The organism is Bacillus sp. FSL P4-0248, from assembly GCF_038593305.1.
In the GTDB taxonomy this organism is placed as follows: Bacteria; Bacillota; Bacilli; order Bacillales; family Bacillaceae; genus Bacillus; species Bacillus safensis.
This window is the reverse complement of the sequence record NZ_CP151983.1, coordinates 2786313-2806141: the sequence shown is the minus strand read 5'-3', so window position 1 is coordinate 2806141 and position 19829 is coordinate 2786313. Positions and strand designations below refer to the sequence as shown.

Below are 19829 nucleotides of genomic sequence, written 5' to 3'. Positions count from 1 at the left end.
TAGACAAGAGGCTTTTTTTAGCTGCCAAACATTTGCCTGAGATAAATTACATCCATCCGGGTAGTCTGCGGTAATAAATAAGCGGATTGAACCGCACCTGGCCGTCTTCTCTTATTCAGTTTGTCGATAATTTCTGCTGCTGTTAAAATTCCAAGTCCATGACCGTAATATTGATCTTCTCCTAAGTAAATCACATTTTCCCCGCGCCATTGCGATTGCTGATAGCTAAACTCTGGATTTTCGAAATATAAACAATCCCCATAGATAAAATCATTCCCGCGCTCTGTATAAATCGACAAAGTATCATAGTGCCAGTCATACAGTGTTAAACTGCGAAGTCTTCGATTAAACTTCTCCTCTCCTACTGTTTGCAAAACCCCCATATAAAACACAATGACAATCGCTGTTGCGCATTCAAATGCATATTTTGAGCCATTTTCAAAAATGTCTTGAATGCCTCTTGATGGCTCCACTTGATAGCGCAGCTCTAGTGCTCCTGCTTCCGACACACGCCAAAACGCATCATTTGCACGCGACCTTTGAAAGATGGCGAATGAGGCACCGCTTTTATTCAAATCTCTTGCAGCATTCATAATGTTCGATCTTAAAGTGACCTCAAATAACAAATCAGATGCTTGCTTATAGCGGAACGTATCATTCGAGGCCTGTAACTGCATCAAAATGATCCGCTTTTGTCCCTCTAGCTGAAACGATGCCAGCTGCTCATTTGTCACTGGCTGTCCTGAAAGGATAATCATATGAAAAGCGCCCCCTTTTGTATTAGCGTATGCAGGGTGCTTGGGCAAGGAATCAATTTGTGAAAATAAACAAAATAGCATCCTTTTTATTTGAAAAACATGAAAATACTATGAAGATGTCCGATATAAAACATATCGTTTAAAAGGAGGAAAAACATGAAAAGTGCAATAAAATGGTTGAAAAAACCATCGATTTCCAAAAGACTGATTATTTCATTCACACTTGTTCTCGTCTTGCCAATCATTACACTCAGTACGATTTCATATCAGATTGCCAAAGAAGAATTAGATCATGAAATCATGTACGGAGCAAAAGCAAGAGTCAATGATATGAATGACATGATCGAGCAAAAGCTTTTGAATAAAGAAAACGCGGTGAAACTTTTTACTCAAACAACTACTGCTGCAGACTTTAAAAAGAAAAACCAGGACGAACTGTATGAGCATTTTGAAATATACAGCAAAATCAACGAAGATGATGTAGTTGGATTTTATGCAGCAAGTAAAAATCGTGATTTCATTCAGTTTCCTAAAGTAGACATGCCAAAAGGCTATGACCCAACAACACGCGATTGGTATCAGCAAGCGATGCAGGATGAAAAAGGTGAGCCAGTTGTCACCAATCCATACATTTCTGCTACAACAAACGGCATGGTGGTCACGATTGCCCAGCGCCTGAAGGACGGGTCGGGAGCGATCGGAATCGACATTGATGTGCAAGACATTGTTGATAAAATCAAAGAAATTAAAATTGGACGAGAAGGATATCCAATTATTTCAAATAAAGACAAACAAATTGTAGCCCATCCAGAAGAAAAGTCAGGATCTGAGGTCACAGGAAATATTTCATCAATCCTTTACAGCGGCAAAGAAGGAACATCAACTTATGAGAATAAAGGAGAACAAAAACGTATCGTTTTTGTCACAAATGATTTAACAGGTTGGAAAATTGCTGGAACGATGTTTGTATCAGAAACAGAAGAAGCAGCACAGCCAGTTTGGAATTCTGCCATTATTCTTTTAATTTCTTCATTTATCCTTGGCGGTGTCGCTATCTTCTTCATTGTTCGCTCGATTACCATTGGACTGAGAAGGCTTGTTGATTTCTCAGAAAAAGTGAGTGAAGGGGATTTAACAGAAACCCTCGAAACCAAATCGAAGGATGAAATAGGAGATCTCACAAGAAGCTTCAGCAAGATGAGTGAATCTCTTCGTGACGTCATTCGCGCTGTACAGCAATCTGTCGACAACGTGGCTTCGGCTTCAGAGGAGCTGACGGCAAGTGCCAGCCAAACGAGTCAAGCAACAGAGCATATCACGATGTCAATTGAACAATTTTCAAATGGAAATGAAGCACAAAACGAGAAAGTCGAATCTAGTACGAATCAGCTTGAGGCAATGAACGAAGGATTACAAGATATGTCACAAACCTCATCTGAAGTGGCTGCTGTCTCTATTCAATCAACAGAAGCTGCTGGTCAAGGCGGCCGAATTGTTGAAAGCACAGCAAGCCAAATGAAACATATTGATACATCTGTACAAGAAGCAGAGCAGGTCATGAAAGAATTAGAATACAAGTCTAAAGATATTACGAGTATTTTAAATGTCATTAATGGCATCGCGGATCAAACGAATTTACTTGCGCTTAATGCAGCAATTGAAGCAGCAAGAGCAGGTGAATCAGGACGCGGATTCTCCGTCGTTGCAGAAGAAGTGAGAAAACTAGCAGTCCAATCCGCAGATTCAGCGAAAGAAATTGAGAAGCTCATCCAAGAAATTGTACTAGAAATTGCTAAATCTCAAGATATGTTCAAAGCAGTCAATCGAGAAGTAAACGCAGGACTCGGTATGACAGAGGAAGCAAAAGAAAGCTTCCAGCACATTTATGAGGCAGCAGAAGGAATGTCGAAAAAACTGTCGCAATTAAACGATACAGCCATTGACCTATCAAGCGGTTCAAAGCTTGTTTCACAAGCGATGCAGGAGATGCGCCAAGTCTCGAGAGAAAGCGCAGCAAACATTCAGGACATTGCGGCTTCTGCAGAAGAGCAGCTAGCATCTATGGAAGAAATCACATCTTCCTCTGTGACACTTGCCAACATGGCAGAGGAACTAAAAGAGCTCACAAGTCAATTTAAAATTAATTAAATGATGATGAAAAAGTATCCAGAATTGTCTGGGTATTTTTTTTATTTTTAAACGTCATTTCCAGCCTCTAAAAATACACCTTTCATCCGATAATAACTTTAGAGAAGTAAAGGGGGAAAGTTAAAATGGGAAAAATGATCCAATGGTTCAAAAAACCATCCATTTCAAAGAAATTAATCATTGCCTTTTTGGTCGTCCTTATTCTGCCAACTGTGGCACTGACAATTAGTGCGTTTTTTACATCAAAGACAGAGCTAGACAAACAGATTATGGGCAGTGCGATGAGTCAGGTTAATGCATTTGATACCTTAATCAATGAGAATATTGGCAACAAATCAGATGCTGTGACACTGTTTTCAGACTCGCTCAAAGCGTCTAATCTTCAAGAAAAAAATAGAAATGCGACCATTAAAGAATTACAGCAATTTGGAAAAATTAATGAAAAAGATGTATCCGCAATCTATGCAGGCTCTGAAAAGGGATTGTTTATGCAATATCCAGTTCAAAAGATGCCAGATGGCTACGATCCAAGAGAACGTCCATGGTATCAAGAGGCATTGAAAGCAGAAAACGGCAAACAAGTCATCACAAAACCATATGTAGCAGCATCCACAGGCAAAATGGTTATCACAATTGCCCAAAAAATGAAAGATGGTTCAGGTGTCATTGGTCTTGATATGGAAATTGACAGCCTGCTCCAAAAACTAAAAGAAATCAAAATTGGGCAAAAAGGCTATGCTTTCATCATGGAGAAAGATAAAACAGTTTTAGCAGATCCAACCCAAAAGCCAGGAAGTCAAGTCAATGAAAATCTGGCCAGTATTATTTTTAAAAATAAAGAAGGAAGCGGCAGCTATACCCTCAAAGGAACAGATAAAAAGGTTGCATATGTCACCAATGAATTAACCGGCTGGAAAATTGGTGGAACGATGCTCGTATCTGAAGTAGAAGAAGCGGCAAAGCCCGTTTTCAATACAGCCATTATCGTATTCAGTGTCACACTCATTGTTGCAGGAACCCTCATTTTCTTTATCGTCCGCTCTATTTCAAAAAGATTATCCAATCTTGCCCGCTTCTCGAAAAAAGTCAGCGAAGGTGATTTACGCGATAAGCTTCAGATCCAGTCAGATGACGAAATTGGACAAGTTGGTAAAGGCTTTAATACGATGATTGACTCATTGCGATCTCTCATTGGAGCCGTTCAAACTTCAGTCGAGAATGTCGCATCTTCATCAGAAGAACTGACTGCCAGCGCAGGACAAACAAGTAAAGCAACAGAGCATATTACACTAGCCATTGAACAATTCTCCAGCGGAAATGAAAGCCAAAATGATAAAGTCGAATTGAGCTCAGAAGAGTTAGAGGAAATGAACCGCGGTCTTCAGAATATGAATGAATCGGCTGAATCCATTACTGCTTCATCGATCAAATCAACAGATATCGCAGGGGAAGGCGGCCAGCTTGTTGAAAAAACCGCTTCTCAAATGAATGTCATTGATCAGTCCGTGAAAAAAGCAGAGAATGTCATCAGTGCACTTGAAAGTAAATCGAAAGACATTACCCAAATTCTCGGTGTCATCAATGGAATTGCCGATCAAACGAATTTACTTGCGCTAAATGCAGCGATTGAGGCAGCAAGAGCTGGTGAATCTGGCAGAGGATTCTCCGTTGTAGCAGAAGAAGTAAGAAAACTGGCGGTTCAATCTGCCAACTCGGCAAAAGAAATTGAGAATTTGATTAAAGAAATCGTACAAGATATTGACGTATCACAGGAAGTATTCACTGCGGTGAATCGAGAAGTTCAATCAGGCCTAAGCTTCACTGAACAAACGAAAGTAAGCTTCCACAATATTTTCGAAATGACAAAAGAAATTTCTGACCAGCTTCAAACAATGAATCAAACCGTTGTTCAGCTTTCAAAAAGCTCGGCACATGTGTCAGAGGCTGTTCGTGAGATCGCAGACGTATCACGTGAAAGCTCGGCAAATATTCAAGACATTGCTGCTTCAGCAGAAGAACAGCTGGCATCAATGGAAGAAATCAGCTCGTCCTCTGCCACACTCTCTTCGATGGCAGAAGAATTACGCGATTTAATTAGCAAATTTAAGGTTGAATAGACAGGAAGAAAAGAGCCTCCAGATAGAGGCTCTTTTTCATTGAGTAAATCAAAAGAAATGGGTAATTATACTTATTTTTTGGATTTTTTGAACATTATTCCTTGAAAAATAATTCATATTACCTAAGAATAGAAGAGGAAGACCACAAATCATAAATCAAAAGGAGTAGAGTCATGAAAAAAATCAACTTTTTTAAGCACTTTACGATGTCGAAGAAATTAATTACTGCATTCTTAGCGATTCTCCTAGTGCCAATTCTCGTATTGGCTGCATTTTCTTATGAAGTGGCATCAAAGTCTCTTAATGATGAGATTATGTCTAGTGCTGCAAATGGTGTTCAACAATTAAACGAACTCATTAATAAAGATATACAGCCTAAAATTGACATGGTTTCATACTTATCTAAATCGATCAAAAAGGGTGAATTGACTGCTAAAAACAAAGATTTACTCAAAGTGAAATTAGAGCAATTATCGGAAACAGATGACGATGTAGTAGAAGTATTTGTTGCAGATCAAAATGGTAAACTAACTGAATATTCGGAGATTCACAAAGGTAATGCAAAGAGCGCAAAAAATGAAACTTGGTTTCAGAAATCGATGGGAGAGAAGAAACTCATCATTTCAGATCCTTTTGCCGATAAGTCATCAGATGACCTGCTCATCACAATATCAGAACAGCTAGCAGATGGATCTGGTGTGATCGGGGTGAATGTACGCTTAAATACGGTTGTAAAAGATACAAACAGCATCAAAATTGGCCAAGAAGGCTATGCGTTTATCGCCACATCAGATCAGCGTTATGTGGCCCATAAAACCGATAAGGCTGGGACAAAGCTGACTGGTGACTTCATCTCAAAACTATATGATAAAAAAGAAGGCAGCTTTGAATATGAATACAATGGCCAGCCGAAGCAAATGTTTTTTGACACAAATGAAGCAACCGGCTGGAAGCTTGCTGGAACGATGTATGTGAATGAAGTAAAAGAAGCCGCACAGCCAGTGCTCGACTTAACAATGATCATTCTTGCGGCTGCGATTGCCATTGGCGGAATCGCGATTTATTTTATTATTAAATCGATTCGAAAGCCACTGATAGAGCTCTCTGAATCGGCTGAAAAAATCAGTCAAGGTGATTTGACCCAGCATATTGAAGTTCGTACGCACGATGAAATTGGTAAGCTAGCGCAGAGCTTTAACGACATGTCAGCAAAGCTGAAACAAGTCATTCAAGCTGTCCAAAATTCCATTGAAAATGTTGCTGCTTCGTCTGAAGAGTTAACGGCAAGTGCAGGACAGACAGCTCAAGCGACCGAGCATATCACATCATCTATTGAACAGTTCTCAAACAGCACTGAACATCAAAATGATATGATCGAAAAAAGCTCAGTTCAGTTAAACGAAATGGATCGGAGCTTATCACATATGGTCGACACGACCTCTCATATGATGGAATCGTCGATCGAATCGAGCAAAACTGCTCAGGCTGGAGGAGAACTCGTTCAAAAAACAGCAGGTCAAATGCAAACCATAGAGCAGGCAGTAAAAGAAGCAGAGCTTGTCATTGCAGGCTTAGAGCAGAAATCAAAAGATATTACAAACATTCTTGGGGTCATCAACGGTATTGCGGACCAAACGAATCTCCTTGCTTTAAATGCTGCGATAGAAGCCGCACGAGCAGGTGAAGCAGGCAGAGGCTTCTCTGTTGTCGCAGAAGAAGTCCGCAAGCTGGCAGAGCAGTCAGGAAGCTCATCAAAAGAAATTGAAAGCCTGACGAACGAAATTGTGGAGGAAATAGAAAAATCGCAGAAAATGTTTAAACAAGTAGCAGGTGAAGTACAATCTGGATTAAACATTACAGATGAAACGAAAGTGAGTTTTGAGAAAATCACTGATAAAACATTAGAAATGACAGAACAAATGAAACAAATGAACAGATCAGCCGAAGAGCTATCGCATGGCTCAAATGATATTTCTCATGCGGTGAATCAAATCAAAGAGCTCTCAAGAGAAAGCTCAGCAGGCTTCCAAGATATCGCGGCATCAGCAGAAGAGCAGCTGGCATCTATGGAAGAGATCAGCTCATCCTCTGCCACTTTATCTCAGATGGCAGAAGAACTAAGGGAGCTTATTAAACAATTTAAAATGTAAGAGAGTAGCGAAACACCTGACGGCAAAACGTCAGGTGTTTCAGCGTGTAGACAAACCTTCAAATTTGGTGTCAGGTCTGCGCGCCGGTGCTCACGAATCTTTTATTCGCTCTGGTACTCGTTCTTCCTAGACTGCAAAGGTTTTCTATCACACTGAAAAAGAAGACAAAGGGCTAAAATCAAGAATCTCTTAGCCCTTTGTCAACAATCTTAAGCACCTGACGCCAAAACGTCAGGTGTTTTTCCATTCGATGCATATAAATTGGGTAATTTGGACTTATTTAGACTTTAATAAGTTAAAAAAGTAAAGAACCTAGTAGTACTTCCGATATATATACTATCTTACTAAAAGGAGTTTTCTTTTTTATGAAATTCATACAGTATTTCAGAAAGCCATCTATTTCAAAAAAGCTCGTATTCTCTTTCTTATTTATTCTTTTATGTCCAATCATTGTATTGGCATTCTCTTCATACCATACGGCAAGCACCTCATTAAATGATCAAATTATGCAAAGTGCAAAGGAAAACGTAGAGCAGCTAGATAAAAATATTACGAAGGTTGTCAAAGTGAAAACAGACGCAGCCGATTTCTTTAGCAAATGGATCACGGAGAAAAAGCTCAAGCAAAAAGGAACGACCGATATTCAAGGACGCTTTGAGCAGTTCATGAGTATGAATGATGACACAGAAGGCATTTTTGTCGCTTCAAGTGACGGCAAAGTGTTTTCAAGATATCCTAATCAAAAAATGCCTGCAGGTTATGTCGCTACTGAGCGGGATTGGTACAAAGACGGCTGGGCGAAAAACGGTGAGCTGTCTGTTTCAGCCCCATATGCAACGGCTTCAACCGGTACACTTGTGGTAACCATTTCTAAAAAACTAGAGGATGGATCAGGCGTCATCGCGATGAACCTAGACATTGCGAATCTAGTTAAAGAGTCCAATAGCATTAACATTGGGAAACAAGGCTATGCCTTTATTGGAAGTCCAGACCGTACATATGTGGCACATCCAACGAAAAAAGCAGGAACAAAATTATCTGGTGAATGGTTAGAAAAAATGTATTCACAAGATAACGGATCTATGAGCTATATGTTTGAAGGAAAAGAAAAGCAAATGGAGTTCACCACAAACAAGGCGACTGGCTGGAAAATTGTCGGGACGATGTTTGTCAGTGAAGTAGAAGAAGCTGCACAGCCAGTCTTTAACATGGCCGCCATCATTTTAGCCGGCGCGCTTATCATTGGCGGGATTCTGATCTTCTTTATCATCCGTTCCATTACAAAACCACTTTCCACTCTTGTCTCTTCTTCGAAGAAGATCAGTCAGGGAGATTTAACAGAAAAAATTGATGTCCGCTCAAAAGATGAAATTGGACAGCTTGGCACAAGCTTTAATGAAATGAGTGAGTCCCTAAGAGATGTCATTCAAGCAGTACAAACATCTGTTGAGAATGTTGCTTCATCATCTGAAGAACTGACGGCAAGCGCAGGTCAAACAACTAAAGCAACCGAACATATCACATCATCTATTGAAACATTCTCAAACGGCAACGAAAATCAAAGCGAAATGGTGGAACAAAGCGCGGTTCATTTAAAACAAATGAATGAAGGACTGAACGAAGTTGCCGAAACGTCTGATGTCATCACAGCGTCATCTGTTCAATCAAAAACAGTCGCAGAAACAGGCGGACAGCTTGTGGAGCAGACTGTTGGCCAAATGAAGACGATTGACCATTCAGTGAAAGAAGCTGAAGGCGTGATCAACGGGCTAGAGCATAAATCAAAAGATATCACAAACATCCTCGGCGTGATTAACGGCATTGCGGATCAAACGAATTTACTTGCACTAAATGCTGCCATTGAAGCAGCACGTGCAGGTGAATCAGGCAGAGGCTTCTCTGTTGTTGCGGAAGAAGTGCGTAAACTAGCGGTTCAATCATCGGATTCAGCAAAAGAGATTGAAAAGCTTGTGAATGAAATCGTTACTGAAATCGAAACATCTCAAAATATGTTCAAAGCAGTGAATGAAGAAGTGAAAAATGGTCTTACTATTACAGATCAAACGAAAGAAAGCTTCTCACAAATAAATGAGCAAACAGCGGAAATCGCAGCAAGAATGAATGAAATGAATACAACGGTGCGCGAGCTGTCGAAAGGATCTGAGCAAATTTCTAAAGCAGTAAATGAAATTGCAGATGTATCAAGAGAGAGTTCAGCAAGCATCCAAGATATCGCAGCATCTGCTGAAGAGCAGCTTGCTTCTATGGAAGAGATTAGTTCTTCATCCACAACTCTTTCCCAAATGGCGGAAGAATTACGTGATTTAATTAAAAAATTCAAGATCAGCGAATAAGGTCAAGTGGTTCTCCTCAAGGGGAACCGCTTTTCTTTTTAAGAGGACATCTCGTACAATAGAGGAAATCGAAAGAAGAGGAGAGATAGTATGCGTTTATCAGATAAGAAGGTCATTGCGTTTGTCAGCGATGATTTTGAAGATTTAGAGCTGTGGTATCCGGTTCTGCGTTTAAGAGAAGAAGGGGCGACTGTCCATCTTGTAGGTGAAAAAGCAAATCATGAGTACATCGGGAAGTATGGTGTGCCGGCGGTATCTGATGCAGATTTTTATTCCATTCAAGCTGATGATTATGATGCTGTGCTAGTCCCTGGCGGATGGGCGCCTGATAAACTGCGCCGTTATCCAGAAGTATTAGACATCGTCCGTACATTTGATGCGAAGGCAAAACCAATCGGTCAGATTTGTCATGCCGGCTGGGTGCTGATATCAGCAGGAATCCTGAAAGGCAGACAAGTGACAAGTACACCAGGTATTAAAGACGATATGACAAATGCTGGTGCGGACTGGTTCGATGAGGCAGTTGTCACAGATGGCCACCTCATCTCCAGCAGACGCCCGCCGGACCTTCCGCCGTATGTGAAAGCATTTGCGGATGTGTTAGCCGCAAAATAAACGACTGACACGAAACAAAGGGCGAACAAAAAAATTTCGCCCTTTGTTCATCATTTCATGCCCTATACATTTTGTCTGTCGGCAGGATACAACACACCCATTTGTCTTCTCGCTTCGTCCATGACGGACATGGTTTGAACAGATAGGGCAAATGTATTGACAGGAGACTGCCCCATTCCCTGCTGAATACACTCAATAAAATGATTGATTTCATAAGACATAGCTGGCTGATCATCTTTGAGAGAGATGTCAGTTTGATGTCCGTCACGGTCGTGTATCGTGATTCGTGAAGGACGGTGGAATTGATCAATCACCATGGTGGCATCCTCGCCTTGAATTTCAGCCGATAAATGAGACGTTGAAATTTTAGAATGAAAAAGAAGTGCTTGATGCCCGTCATACTGTAAAAGGACTGAACCGTTCCCATCCACACCAGAAGAAAGCTTATAGCCTCTTGCGGTGATTTGATTCGGCAGACCAAATAAGTATATGACTGGGTAAACGAGGTACACCCCGATATCCATTAAAGAACCGTTGGATAGCTCAGGCTTAAAGGCATTTGGAAGCTCGCCGCTTCGATAGGCATCGTATCTTGAAGAATATTTACAGTAATGCGCGACCACTTGCCTGATAGGTCCAAGCTGATCAAGATGCTGTTTGATTTGAAGGAAATTAGGCAGAAAGGTCGTTTTCATCGCTTCCATCAAACACACTTGATGTTTTTTCGCTGCGGCAATCATTTCTTCCACTTCTTTTCGATGAGAGGCGAATGGTTTTTCGCATAAAACATGCTTTTGATGCTCCATCATTAACATGGCCTGCTCTTTATGAAGGGCATTTGGACTCGCAATATACACGGCATCAAACGTATCACTTTCCGCCATTTCTTGTAAGTTCGTAAAAACCGTATCAATCCCATATTTTTCGGCAAAGGCCTGTCCTTTTTCAGCGGACCGTGAATAGACGGCTGTACATGTAAAATCAGCTAGTTCTTCACCAGCTTGTAAGAACCGATCTGTAATCCAGTTCGTTCCGATGACAGCAAATCGAATCATGTGATTCCCTCCTTCTGCTTTTCTCTGATTATACATGCTTTGAAAGCGTTTGTATGAAAGAATATTCTTTTTATTGCAAAGCGGATGAAACCTTTATATAGGCTGAAACGTCTTACATAAAGGATATAAATGTACGAAAAGTGGGTAGTTTCTTCCTTCTTCGGGTAATACTCAGGATAGAAGGGAGAGGAGGAAACATGAAGCGCGTCCTGCATATAGGAAGTACATACATCTTTGCGCTTTTATTCATAGCGGCTGGTATTTTTCATGTGATAGAGCCGAGCGGCTTTGCCCGCATGATGCCAGGCTGGCCATTTCCATATGTAATGGTCTATGCGACTGCATGTCTTGAATGGCTGCTGGCCGTGCTGCTGCTTTTGCCAAATGTCAGGATTGCAGCGGCAAAATCCATTGCTGTCTATCTTGTACTCATTTTCCCTGCAAACTTATTTGCTGCTCGTGAGGGAATACCATTTCCAGGTCAAGAAAATACAGAACAAGCCTTGCTATGGATAAGGCTTATTGGACAGCCGATTCTCATTGTATGGGCAATGTCCATTGCAAAATGGGAAAAAAAGCTCAAACAATGACGACCATAATCATGATCAAGTAGTGTACAATTTACTCATAAAATAGCCCGTGTTTGGAGGAACAATATGAATTCTATGCAAATGTGGAGCAGTCGATTTAGAAAATTTTTTCTTGATAACAAGTTTGTTCTCTTTTTACTCGTCCTGTTATTAATTGGATTGAATATCCTAGTTTTCATGAAAACATCATTTATTTTCACACCGCTCATTGTACTCGTCAAAACCATTGCCTTACCGATTATTTTAACGGGAGTCGTGTATTATTTATTAAATCCAATTGTTAACTTGTTAGAGAAAGCAAGAATCAAGCGGATCTATTCCATTTTGCTTTTATATATTGTCATTATTGGGATTATTACAGTGACCATCGTGTCCATTATTCCTTTTTTACAAGCTCAAACCATGAGTCTATTTCATAATCTTCCGAAATACGTCGATACGGTAGAAGATCAAATTAGACAATTAACAGGAAGTAACTTTATTAATCAAGTGCAAAACTCGATGAACTTTAACGTGTCTGAATTGGTAAGTAAAGCATCCAGTCAAGCGACGAAGATTTTGGAAAGCACCTTTACCGGTGTAGGAACATTCTTAGGGGCGCTCACAGAAGTCATCATCTCGATCGTGACTGTGCCGTTTATTCTGTTTTATCTATTAAAAGACGGCAAAAAGCTGCCTGACTATCTATTGAAATTTTTCCCAAGTAAAATGAGGGAACATACACATATCATGCTTCACGAAATGAACCACCGTCTAAGCTCGTATATTCGCGGACAGATCATTGTCAGCTTCTGTATCGGTGTTCTTCTGTTAATCGGTTATATGATCATTGGACTTGACTATGCGCTGCTGCTCGCTATCATTGCAGCATGTACAAGCATAGTGCCTTACCTTGGTCCAACAATTGCGATTACTCCAGCGATTGTGATTGCACTTGTGACGTCACCAGTAATGCTGCTAAAACTCATTATAGTCTGGACAGTGGTTCAGCTCGTTGAAGGGAAATTCATTTCTCCTCAGGTGATGGGGAAAAACCTTCATATTCATCCCATTACGATTATTTTTGTTATATTAACAGCTGGTAAATTGTTCAACGTGGTCGGCATCATTGTCGCTATTCCGACGTATGCCGTTCTGAAGGTCATCACGACTCACTTATTTGATTGGTTCAAAATGCGGTCTAATTTGTATAAAGAAGAAAAGGTTTGATGTCATAATCTTTTTTTGAAAAAAATATAGTATCATAAAGACGAGCTTTCGATGAAGGAAGCTTGTCTTTATGTGGACATAGATGTTTGGCGTGTTCAAAAGATCAGAATTGAAAGGAAAGAAAATCATGAATCTATGGGATTTATTCGTGGCACTGGTTTTAGGAATTGTCGAAGGATTAACAGAGTACGCACCTGTTTCATCTACAGGTCACATGATCATTGTCGATGATCTTTGGTTAAAATCAAAGGAAATTATTACGCCAGAAGCGGCCAACACATTTAAAGTCGTGATTCAGTTAGGCTCAATTTTAGCTGTCATGATCGTGTTTAAAGATCGTATTTTAAACTTATTGGGCTTAAAGAAAAATATCACCGAAGAGCAAAAGCGCAGCGGGCATAAACTGACCATCGCCCAAATTGCAGTTGGACTTGTTCCAGCCGTCATTTTAGGATTCTTATTTGAAGATTATATTGATAAATACTTATTTGACGTCAGAACAGTCGCTGTCGGTTTGATTTTAGGGGCAGTTCTGATGCTTGTCGCTGACTGGATCAATAAACGGAAATCAGAAACAAGCTCTGTCGATAACATGACTTACAGACAGGCGCTTTATATTGGACTGTTTCAATGTTTAGCATTATGGCCAGGATTTTCGCGCTCAGGTTCGACGATCGCAGGCGGGGTTATTCTTGGTTTGAATCACCGTGCTGCGGCAGACTTTACATTTATCATGGCGATGCCGATTATGGCAGGAGCAAGCTTGTTAACCCTTGTGAAAAATGCCGAATATTTAACACCGGATATGCTGCCATTCTTTATCGTCGGCTTTGTGAGTGCGTTTGTTGTGGCTCTCTTTGTTGTTCGATTCTTCCTAAAACTGATCAATAAAATCAAACTGGTGCCTTTTGCGATATACCGAATTATCCTAGGTGTGATTTTATTTATCCTGTTCATGTAATACTGTAAACTACTCTTTTATAAGAGTAGTTTCAGCGTGTAGACAAATCCTCGCATTCTTTGTCAGTCCTGCGCGCTGGTGCTCACGAATGTCAAATTCGCTCCGCGCCAGTGCTCGTCCTTCCTAGACTGCAAAGGTTTTCTATCACGCTGAAAAAAAGACAAAGAGCTAAAATAAACATCATTTTAGCCCTTTGTCAACAATCTGAAAAAACTACTCTTTTATAAGAGTAGTTTTTTTGTGATTTCGCCTAATTAAACAGTAAAAATACCCTCTTAATTGGTAGAATAAGAATTTTTTTCATAAATTAGTGTTTAAGAGACAGATGAAGGGGTAGTACATAAACATACCAATTAAAGGAGGAGTTAGAAATAATGAGAAAAACAAGCAAAATGTTTGTTGGTTCTGTCATCGCTACGTCAATGATTGCTGCCCCTCTATCTCTTACGCCTTTTGGTCAAACGGCTGAAGCTGCTACAACAACAGGTGTTGATGGAAGTGTCTCAATTGATCCAGTAGCCATTGCCGATAAAATTGAACAAGCAGTAAAATCATCTCAAAATCGTGATGGATTCGTAAAAAATGCGGCATACAGTGCGTTCTATGAAGCAGGTCAAAACTACAACGTAGTTGTCCAAAACTTAAGCCAAGACCACGACTTTAGCGGTCTGAACAATGTTGTCTACTATGATAGTGTTGAATATGACGGTATTACGTTTGGTATTTGGGTATTTGAAGATGGTACGTTTGTCAACAATGGTGACGGTGGATATATTAACTGGACGTTTGTTGGCAGCTTTGACCGAGAAGATGGAAGCGGAACTGTCGATTTTCATAAAAGATTCTAATCTTAAAAGTCTGCCGGTGAATCGGCAGACTTTTTTTATAACGCACATTCTTCTATTTCAAACCCTAAATCCTCAATGATGTGATGATCCGTTTGGACTTGCTGGCCTTTTGTTGTTAAATAATCACCAATAAAAATGGAATTTGCGGCATACAGTGCGAGCGGCTGGAGTGTCCGTAAATTAAACTCTCTGCCTCCGGATACCCGAATTTCCTTTGTCGGGTTGACAAATCTCATCATTGCCAGCACTTTCAATGCTTTGATCGGGTGTGTTCGTTTTTGATGCTCAAGCGGTGTTCCTTCAATGGCATGAAGAAAGTTGACTGGAATTGAATCCGCATCAAGTGCTCTGAGCGCAAAAGCCATTTCAACAATTTGCTGATTGGTTTCACCCATTCCAATAATGACCCCTGAGCAAGGTGACATGCCAGATTGTTTGACCTGCTCAATGGTCGACACGCGGTCATCGTATGTATGAGTTGTCGTAATGTGAGCATGGTGATCATGATGTGTATTGATATTGTGATTATACCGATGAACACCCGCTTCCTTCAGCCGCTTCGCTTTTTCTTCATTTAATAACCCAAGACAGGCACACACTTTCAAAGGCATCGTTTCAGTGATTTCCTTGACTGCTGCTGTGACTTCATCTAATTCCCTATGAGAAGGCGCTCTCCCGCTTGCCACAATACAATAAGTCCCGGCTTTTCTTTTGAGAGCCTCACGCGCACCAGCTACAATGGTCTTTTGATCAAGCATTGTATATCTTTCAACTGGTGCTTTTGAAATCATCGACTGTGAACAATATCCACAGTTCTCAGGGCAATATCCACTTTTCGCGTTAAAAATCATATTTAATTTCACCTTTTTTTGAAAAAAATGATATCGCACTTGATAGGCTGTATGCATAATAGGTAACAATTCTCTATCGTCAGCTTCAAGAATGTCTAGACCCTCTTGCGCCGTGATCGGTTCATTTTTCATCGCCTTCTCCGCTATTGCTTCCCAAGACAAAGACAGCTGCTCTCTCATCATGAATGCCTCCTTAATATGTTAACTTATTTTTATTAAAAGTTAACATATTGTACGGATGTTGGCAATCATGATTCAGATGAAACCAACACTAAACACCAAAAGGCGATGACTTCATGTCATCGCCTTTAGATATGTAAAGCTAGATTGCTTATCGAACAGTAATATAGTTAATCACAAGCTCGCCTAGTGAATTATAGTAGGAAACTGTCACAGAACCGCGTTGTACAGCGCGAATCCAAGTGAAGTTTGGAGCCGTTTGATCTAATTGAATCGCATACGTTGCACCCGACACAGAAATTTGGCTTGCTGGAAGAGAGACGGCGATTGAAGAACCTACAGAAAGCGTACGGTTCACCGTAATTACTTTATTCATAATAGGAGCTTTTGCTATGACTGGTTCTTTTGGCTGTGCAGCTGCATGAGCACCTTCAATTTGAGAGAACGTAAGAGCACCTACAGCAGCTAAAGACAATGTACAGATTTTCATGAATTTTTTCATCGGTAACACTCCTTTTTTTGGTATATACATATATTAATAATAATAGAATTATTTGTCAATTAATATATATGAAAAAAAGAGTAATTATGGTTAAAATTGTCACATATTTGTTGGAAAAGACATGATTTTTTATTCATATGCTATTTCTTTTTTAAGGGAAAAAGAGGTATAAAAAAAAGCTGGGTTCGTCCCAGCGTAAAGCAGATGAAAAGAGATGATCAATTGTCGTCTCGCTTTTTTGGCTGACGACCTTTTTGCTTCTCTTTCTCTCTAATGTAGTTAATAAAATCGATGGTTTGTCTTCGTGCTTCTTCGGAAAAATCTGATGCTGCTTTAAACGCAATTTGCAAATCAGGATCGTCTGCAAGATCGTCATCGGGCCTGCCTTTGTCCTTACCTGTGAGAAGATAATCGGTTGAGACCCCATATAATTCGGCAATTTTCACAATCATTTCACCGTCGGGTTTTCTCAAGCCGTATTCCCAGTTTGCATAAGTGGACATCGCCTTTAATCCGAGTTTTTTAGCAACTGTTGACTTGCTCCATCCATTCTTCTCTCTTAATTCAGTTAGAATCTTCCCAGTCAAATTATCCATCAGAAACACCTTTTTTCATGTTATGAGTAAATTTTATCATGAATTACACGGAAAAGATAAATAAATACACAAAAAGAATAAAAATGTGGTTGACTTACTCGTTTTGTGTATATTATCATAATGAATATAACTTACACATATTGAGTAAGAGGTGGAAAGATGAAACTTGAAAATTTACGAGAAGAGCGCATATTGCAAGGAAAAACACAAACCTATATGGCGAAAAAATTGGGATATAAGTACACAAGCGGCTATGCGAATATCGAAATGGGCAGAACGAAGCCTAGCTTAGAAATAGCAAAGCATATTGCAGATCTGCTGAATACCGGGGTTCAAGAGCTTTTTTTTGGCCAAAAGTTACACGGAAAGAGTAATTCTTTAAAAGAAGATCGGTTCTTAGAAAAGGGGAGACGAGCAGAATGAATATTGAACATCCAATGGTGACTCAGATAAGTGACTTTGGTTATCCAAAAAGTTATTGGGTATATGACATGAAACGATATGGATACCAAACAGAAATTGAGGACAGCTTGGAGGGAGCTGAAGAAGATGAGACATCAGCTGACGTTTGATGCTAGAAAAGAAGCGCAGCTTTGTTTAGACCAAGCTGGCGGCTGGATCGCCTTTCATCATCAGACACCGATGTTTGTTTTTGCCACATCAGAAGAGAAAGAGACATATATGACCCTCCTGGAAGCTAAGGTTGATGATACAAAAAAGGAGGAATCAGGTCAACGTGAAACGATGGAAGCAAATCATGACATTTTTGAAATGCTTGCTCAAAGCGAGTAAAAACGAACAAGACATCCGCCAGTGGGCAAAGGATGACGGGAGATCATAACATGGTCATCCATTTAATCATTGAACATGAGCATTTGTTAACAAAAGAGACATTGATGAAAAGAATACGATCAGCTGCAAAAGGGCAATGCCCGCAAAAATTAAAAGGCGCACTATCACTTGAAATTCGTTTATTTGATCACATGCCGTTTGATATAGCTGACTGCCAAAAAAAGCGTACATACGCAGAAAAAGGGTTGATACGCCCAGTACACGTCAGCATCTTTCAGCCGAATCTACAGCATATTCAAGAAGCACTTCATTCTATAGCCGATGAAGTCCCTCTGCAGATGGTCGATTTAAGAGTTTCTCAGTTTTATAGTATGTGTCCAAGAGTTGAAATCATTATCAATACGGTAGGTGGTGGCACGAGGCCAACACCAAAAAAGGAGACAAGCAGATGAACGAGCCAAAACAACTATTCATTCAAGAAAACCAAACATTTGTCGGTGAGATGGAAAAAGGAAAAATTCAAGTCATCGTGTTAGATGGGAATGTAGGAACGGCTTATAAAATGGATGTACCTGAACATGGAAAAACCATTATTCAAACGGCAAAAGGTCATTTTGCAAGAGTAGATCACGAGATTGGTTTTAAAATCAGCTAACTGACTGAACACATCAAAGCACAATATGTCCAAGACGGAAAGCCTGCGGACACTGATCAAGACCCTGCTAAAAGGGGACTTGATTGGTGTCCGTTTTTTATTTTCTTAAAAAGGGAGAGAGCCAATATGCAAGATTTACTCATTGAATATAAAAGAGCTTTAAAGAATGCTAGAAAACAATATGAACCATTTAAAGAAAAAGAAGAACATCAGCTGTCCGTTCAAGACAAGCATGATAAAAAAATGATTGCCAGTATGGTAAGCGATCTGGAATACGTAGTAGAATGGCTTCAAATCGGAAGAGAGCCAGGCGCGCGCAGAGGATTAGACAGACGTTCAGTCTATCAGCGTACCATTCTCGCAAATCCAGAAGTGTTAGAGGCTTTATCACATGAATATACCCTTATTCAAGAGAAAGAAAGAGAAGTCAGTGAGAGAGACAAAAAAAGAATTGATGACGCTTTGTCTGTTTTAACAGATCGAGAAAAGGACGTATTCTTTATGCACACAACACAAGGGTTATCGTTTAGCGAGATTGCGGACATGCTGGATGTCAAAAAAGGAACTGTGCAAAAACATATGGAAAGAGCGCGGACGAAAATGTCCAAAAAAGTACAAGAACGCCTATTCAGAGCTGCTGAATAGGTGTTTTTTCTGTTCAAAAATAAATCAGCTAAAGCTTGTCTTACAGTTGCCACCTATAGTTAGAAAGACCAAACGAATGTTTGCTAGCCCTACACAAATGATTCCTTCAGAGGGAATCATTCGAATTAAAAGGAGGCGGCAGGTGAATGTAAATGAAAGATAAACGGATAGAGGCCAAGCAGGATTATATGAAGGGGATGACGTACCAGGAAATTGCTGATCATTACAATGTCTCGATCCATACCGTCAAATCGTGGAAAAGACGATACGGATGGCAAAGACAAAAAACTTCGTCAAAGCAAGCACACTCGATTTTCAATCAATTTCTTTCAGATGAAACGATTGAAATCATGGAGAAAATGGATGGACGCACATCGCTTGATTTAATCTGGGACCAAATTCAAATTCAATATGCAGCCATTATTCGGGCGCAGCGAATCATGTATGTAGCAGATCAAGAGGACATGATCAAAGAGGTGAAAAAGGCGGCATACATGCCTTCTTCATTAGAAGAAACAGGCGAAGGCATTCAGACAGAACTAGACATGACCTCAGAAGAATACTCGTTTCAATTTTCATGGGATCGGCATGCGACGTTTTTAAATGCACAATCCCGTGCAATGGGTGAACTCAGGCGTTTAATAAAACAGTTTGAAGAGCTCGCACATGCGAAGGATGAACGAAGATTAAGGCTGAAGCAAATTGAACTGACGATCGAAAAAACGAAAAAAGCAGTGCGTGAAGAAAAAGAGGAAGATCTTCAAATCATGATCAAGCGAAAAGAGGAAGACTCATGACGCCAT

At 40.1% G+C, this 19829-nt stretch carries 21 protein-coding genes; 16 read left to right on the top strand and 5 right to left on the bottom strand.

The window, feature by feature from the left end:
* Positions 1-17: 17 nt before the first annotated feature.
* The gene (locus tag NST65_RS14530) at positions 18-758 is read right to left on the bottom strand and encodes a protein-glutamine gamma-glutamyltransferase (protein WP_342489037.1); all 741 of its coding nucleotides are present in this window, start codon (positions 756-758) and stop codon (positions 18-20) included.
* Positions 759-914: 156 nt separating this feature from the next.
* Here NST65_RS14530 and NST65_RS14525 point away from each other — a divergent pair, with 156 nt between their 5' ends.
* The 5 genes from NST65_RS14525 (at position 915) to NST65_RS14505 (ending at position 10142) form a co-directional block, all read left to right on the top strand.
* Positions 915-2906: a methyl-accepting chemotaxis protein gene (locus NST65_RS14525; protein ID WP_111926641.1), complete on the top strand. Its 1992-nt coding sequence runs from the start codon at positions 915-917 to the stop codon at positions 2904-2906.
* A 125-nt stretch (positions 2907-3031) separates the two neighbouring features.
* Positions 3032-5023: a methyl-accepting chemotaxis protein gene (locus NST65_RS14520; protein ID WP_111926639.1), complete on the top strand. Its 1992-nt coding sequence runs from the start codon at positions 3032-3034 to the stop codon at positions 5021-5023.
* 173 nt (positions 5024-5196) lie between these two features.
* Positions 5197-7173 (top strand): methyl-accepting chemotaxis protein, encoded by a 1977-nt coding sequence (locus tag NST65_RS14515; RefSeq protein WP_111926637.1) that lies wholly within the window; start codon positions 5197-5199, stop codon positions 7171-7173.
* A gap of 365 nt (positions 7174-7538) precedes the next feature.
* The gene (locus NST65_RS14510) at positions 7539-9527 is read left to right on the top strand and encodes a methyl-accepting chemotaxis protein (protein WP_046313385.1); all 1989 of its coding nucleotides are present in this window, start codon (positions 7539-7541) and stop codon (positions 9525-9527) included.
* A 90-nt stretch (positions 9528-9617) separates the two neighbouring features.
* Positions 9618-10142 carry a type 1 glutamine amidotransferase domain-containing protein gene (locus NST65_RS14505; protein ID WP_024423278.1) on the top strand — a complete coding sequence of 175 codons (525 nt, stop codon included), beginning with the start codon at positions 9618-9620 and terminating at the stop codon, positions 10140-10142.
* Positions 10143-10204: 62 nt separating this feature from the next.
* Here the strand turns inward: NST65_RS14505 and NST65_RS14500 are convergent, their stop codons facing one another.
* Positions 10205-11197: a Gfo/Idh/MocA family oxidoreductase gene (locus NST65_RS14500; RefSeq protein WP_046313387.1), complete on the bottom strand. Its 993-nt coding sequence runs from the start codon at positions 11195-11197 to the stop codon at positions 10205-10207.
* Between the two features lie 197 nt (positions 11198-11394).
* Here NST65_RS14500 and NST65_RS14495 point away from each other — a divergent pair, with 197 nt between their 5' ends.
* The 4 genes from NST65_RS14495 (at position 11395) to NST65_RS14480 (ending at position 14805) form a co-directional block, all read left to right on the top strand.
* Positions 11395-11787: a DoxX family protein gene (locus tag NST65_RS14495; protein ID WP_034282508.1), complete on the top strand. Its 393-nt coding sequence runs from the start codon at positions 11395-11397 to the stop codon at positions 11785-11787.
* Positions 11788-11853: 66 nt separating this feature from the next.
* Positions 11854-12996, top strand: a complete 1143-nt coding sequence (locus NST65_RS14490) for an AI-2E family transporter (RefSeq protein WP_024423275.1) — start codon at positions 11854-11856, stop codon at positions 12994-12996.
* Positions 12997-13123: 127 nt separating this feature from the next.
* Entirely contained in the window at positions 13124-13957 is an 834-nt protein-coding gene (locus NST65_RS14485; RefSeq protein WP_046313507.1) for an undecaprenyl-diphosphate phosphatase, read from the top strand.
* A 374-nt stretch (positions 13958-14331) separates the two neighbouring features.
* Complete coding sequence (locus NST65_RS14480) at positions 14332-14805, top strand: stress protein (RefSeq protein WP_111926629.1); 474 nt, start codon at positions 14332-14334, stop codon at positions 14803-14805.
* A 35-nt stretch (positions 14806-14840) separates the two neighbouring features.
* Here NST65_RS14480 and bioB read toward each other — a convergent pair whose 3' ends face one another.
* From bioB to NST65_RS14465, 3 genes are all read right to left on the bottom strand, one after another.
* On the bottom strand, positions 14841-15836 hold the full coding sequence (bioB, locus tag NST65_RS14475; protein ID WP_111926627.1) for a biotin synthase BioB: 996 nt from the start codon (positions 15834-15836) through the stop codon (positions 14841-14843).
* A 151-nt stretch (positions 15837-15987) separates the two neighbouring features.
* Positions 15988-16338 (bottom strand): hypothetical protein, encoded by a 351-nt coding sequence (locus NST65_RS14470; RefSeq protein ID WP_111926625.1) that lies wholly within the window; start codon positions 16336-16338, stop codon positions 15988-15990.
* 218 nt (positions 16339-16556) lie between these two features.
* On the bottom strand, positions 16557-16934 hold the full coding sequence (locus tag NST65_RS14465; RefSeq protein WP_065215243.1) for a helix-turn-helix transcriptional regulator: 378 nt from the start codon (positions 16932-16934) through the stop codon (positions 16557-16559).
* Between the two features lie 159 nt (positions 16935-17093).
* Between NST65_RS14465 and NST65_RS14460 the strand changes: the two genes are divergently transcribed.
* From NST65_RS14460 to terS, 7 genes are all read left to right on the top strand, one after another.
* Positions 17094-17357: a helix-turn-helix transcriptional regulator gene (locus NST65_RS14460; protein WP_065215244.1), complete on the top strand. Its 264-nt coding sequence runs from the start codon at positions 17094-17096 to the stop codon at positions 17355-17357.
* Positions 17354-17506, top strand: a complete 153-nt coding sequence (locus NST65_RS14455; RefSeq protein ID WP_170825845.1) for a hypothetical protein — start codon at positions 17354-17356, stop codon at positions 17504-17506. Before NST65_RS14460 ends, NST65_RS14455 begins: the two co-directional genes overlap by 4 nt.
* On the top strand, positions 17484-17726 hold the full coding sequence (locus NST65_RS14450) for a hypothetical protein (RefSeq protein WP_080701215.1): 243 nt from the start codon (positions 17484-17486) through the stop codon (positions 17724-17726). The genes NST65_RS14455 and NST65_RS14450 overlap by 23 nt, the downstream gene beginning before the upstream one ends.
* A gap of 50 nt (positions 17727-17776) precedes the next feature.
* On the top strand, positions 17777-18178 hold the full coding sequence (locus NST65_RS14445) for a hypothetical protein (RefSeq protein WP_034282500.1): 402 nt from the start codon (positions 17777-17779) through the stop codon (positions 18176-18178).
* Positions 18175-18381: an XtrA/YqaO family protein gene (locus NST65_RS14440; RefSeq protein WP_024423268.1), complete on the top strand. Its 207-nt coding sequence runs from the start codon at positions 18175-18177 to the stop codon at positions 18379-18381. Before NST65_RS14445 ends, NST65_RS14440 begins: the two co-directional genes overlap by 4 nt.
* Before the next feature lie 126 nt (positions 18382-18507).
* A complete protein-coding gene (locus tag NST65_RS14435) occupies positions 18508-19026 on the top strand; it encodes a sigma-70 family RNA polymerase sigma factor (RefSeq protein WP_034282498.1) in 519 nt (172 codons plus the stop codon).
* A gap of 152 nt (positions 19027-19178) precedes the next feature.
* A complete protein-coding gene (gene terS / locus NST65_RS14430) occupies positions 19179-19823 on the top strand; it encodes a phage terminase small subunit (RefSeq protein ID WP_061110000.1) in 645 nt (214 codons plus the stop codon).
* Positions 19824-19829: the final 6 nt, after the last annotated feature.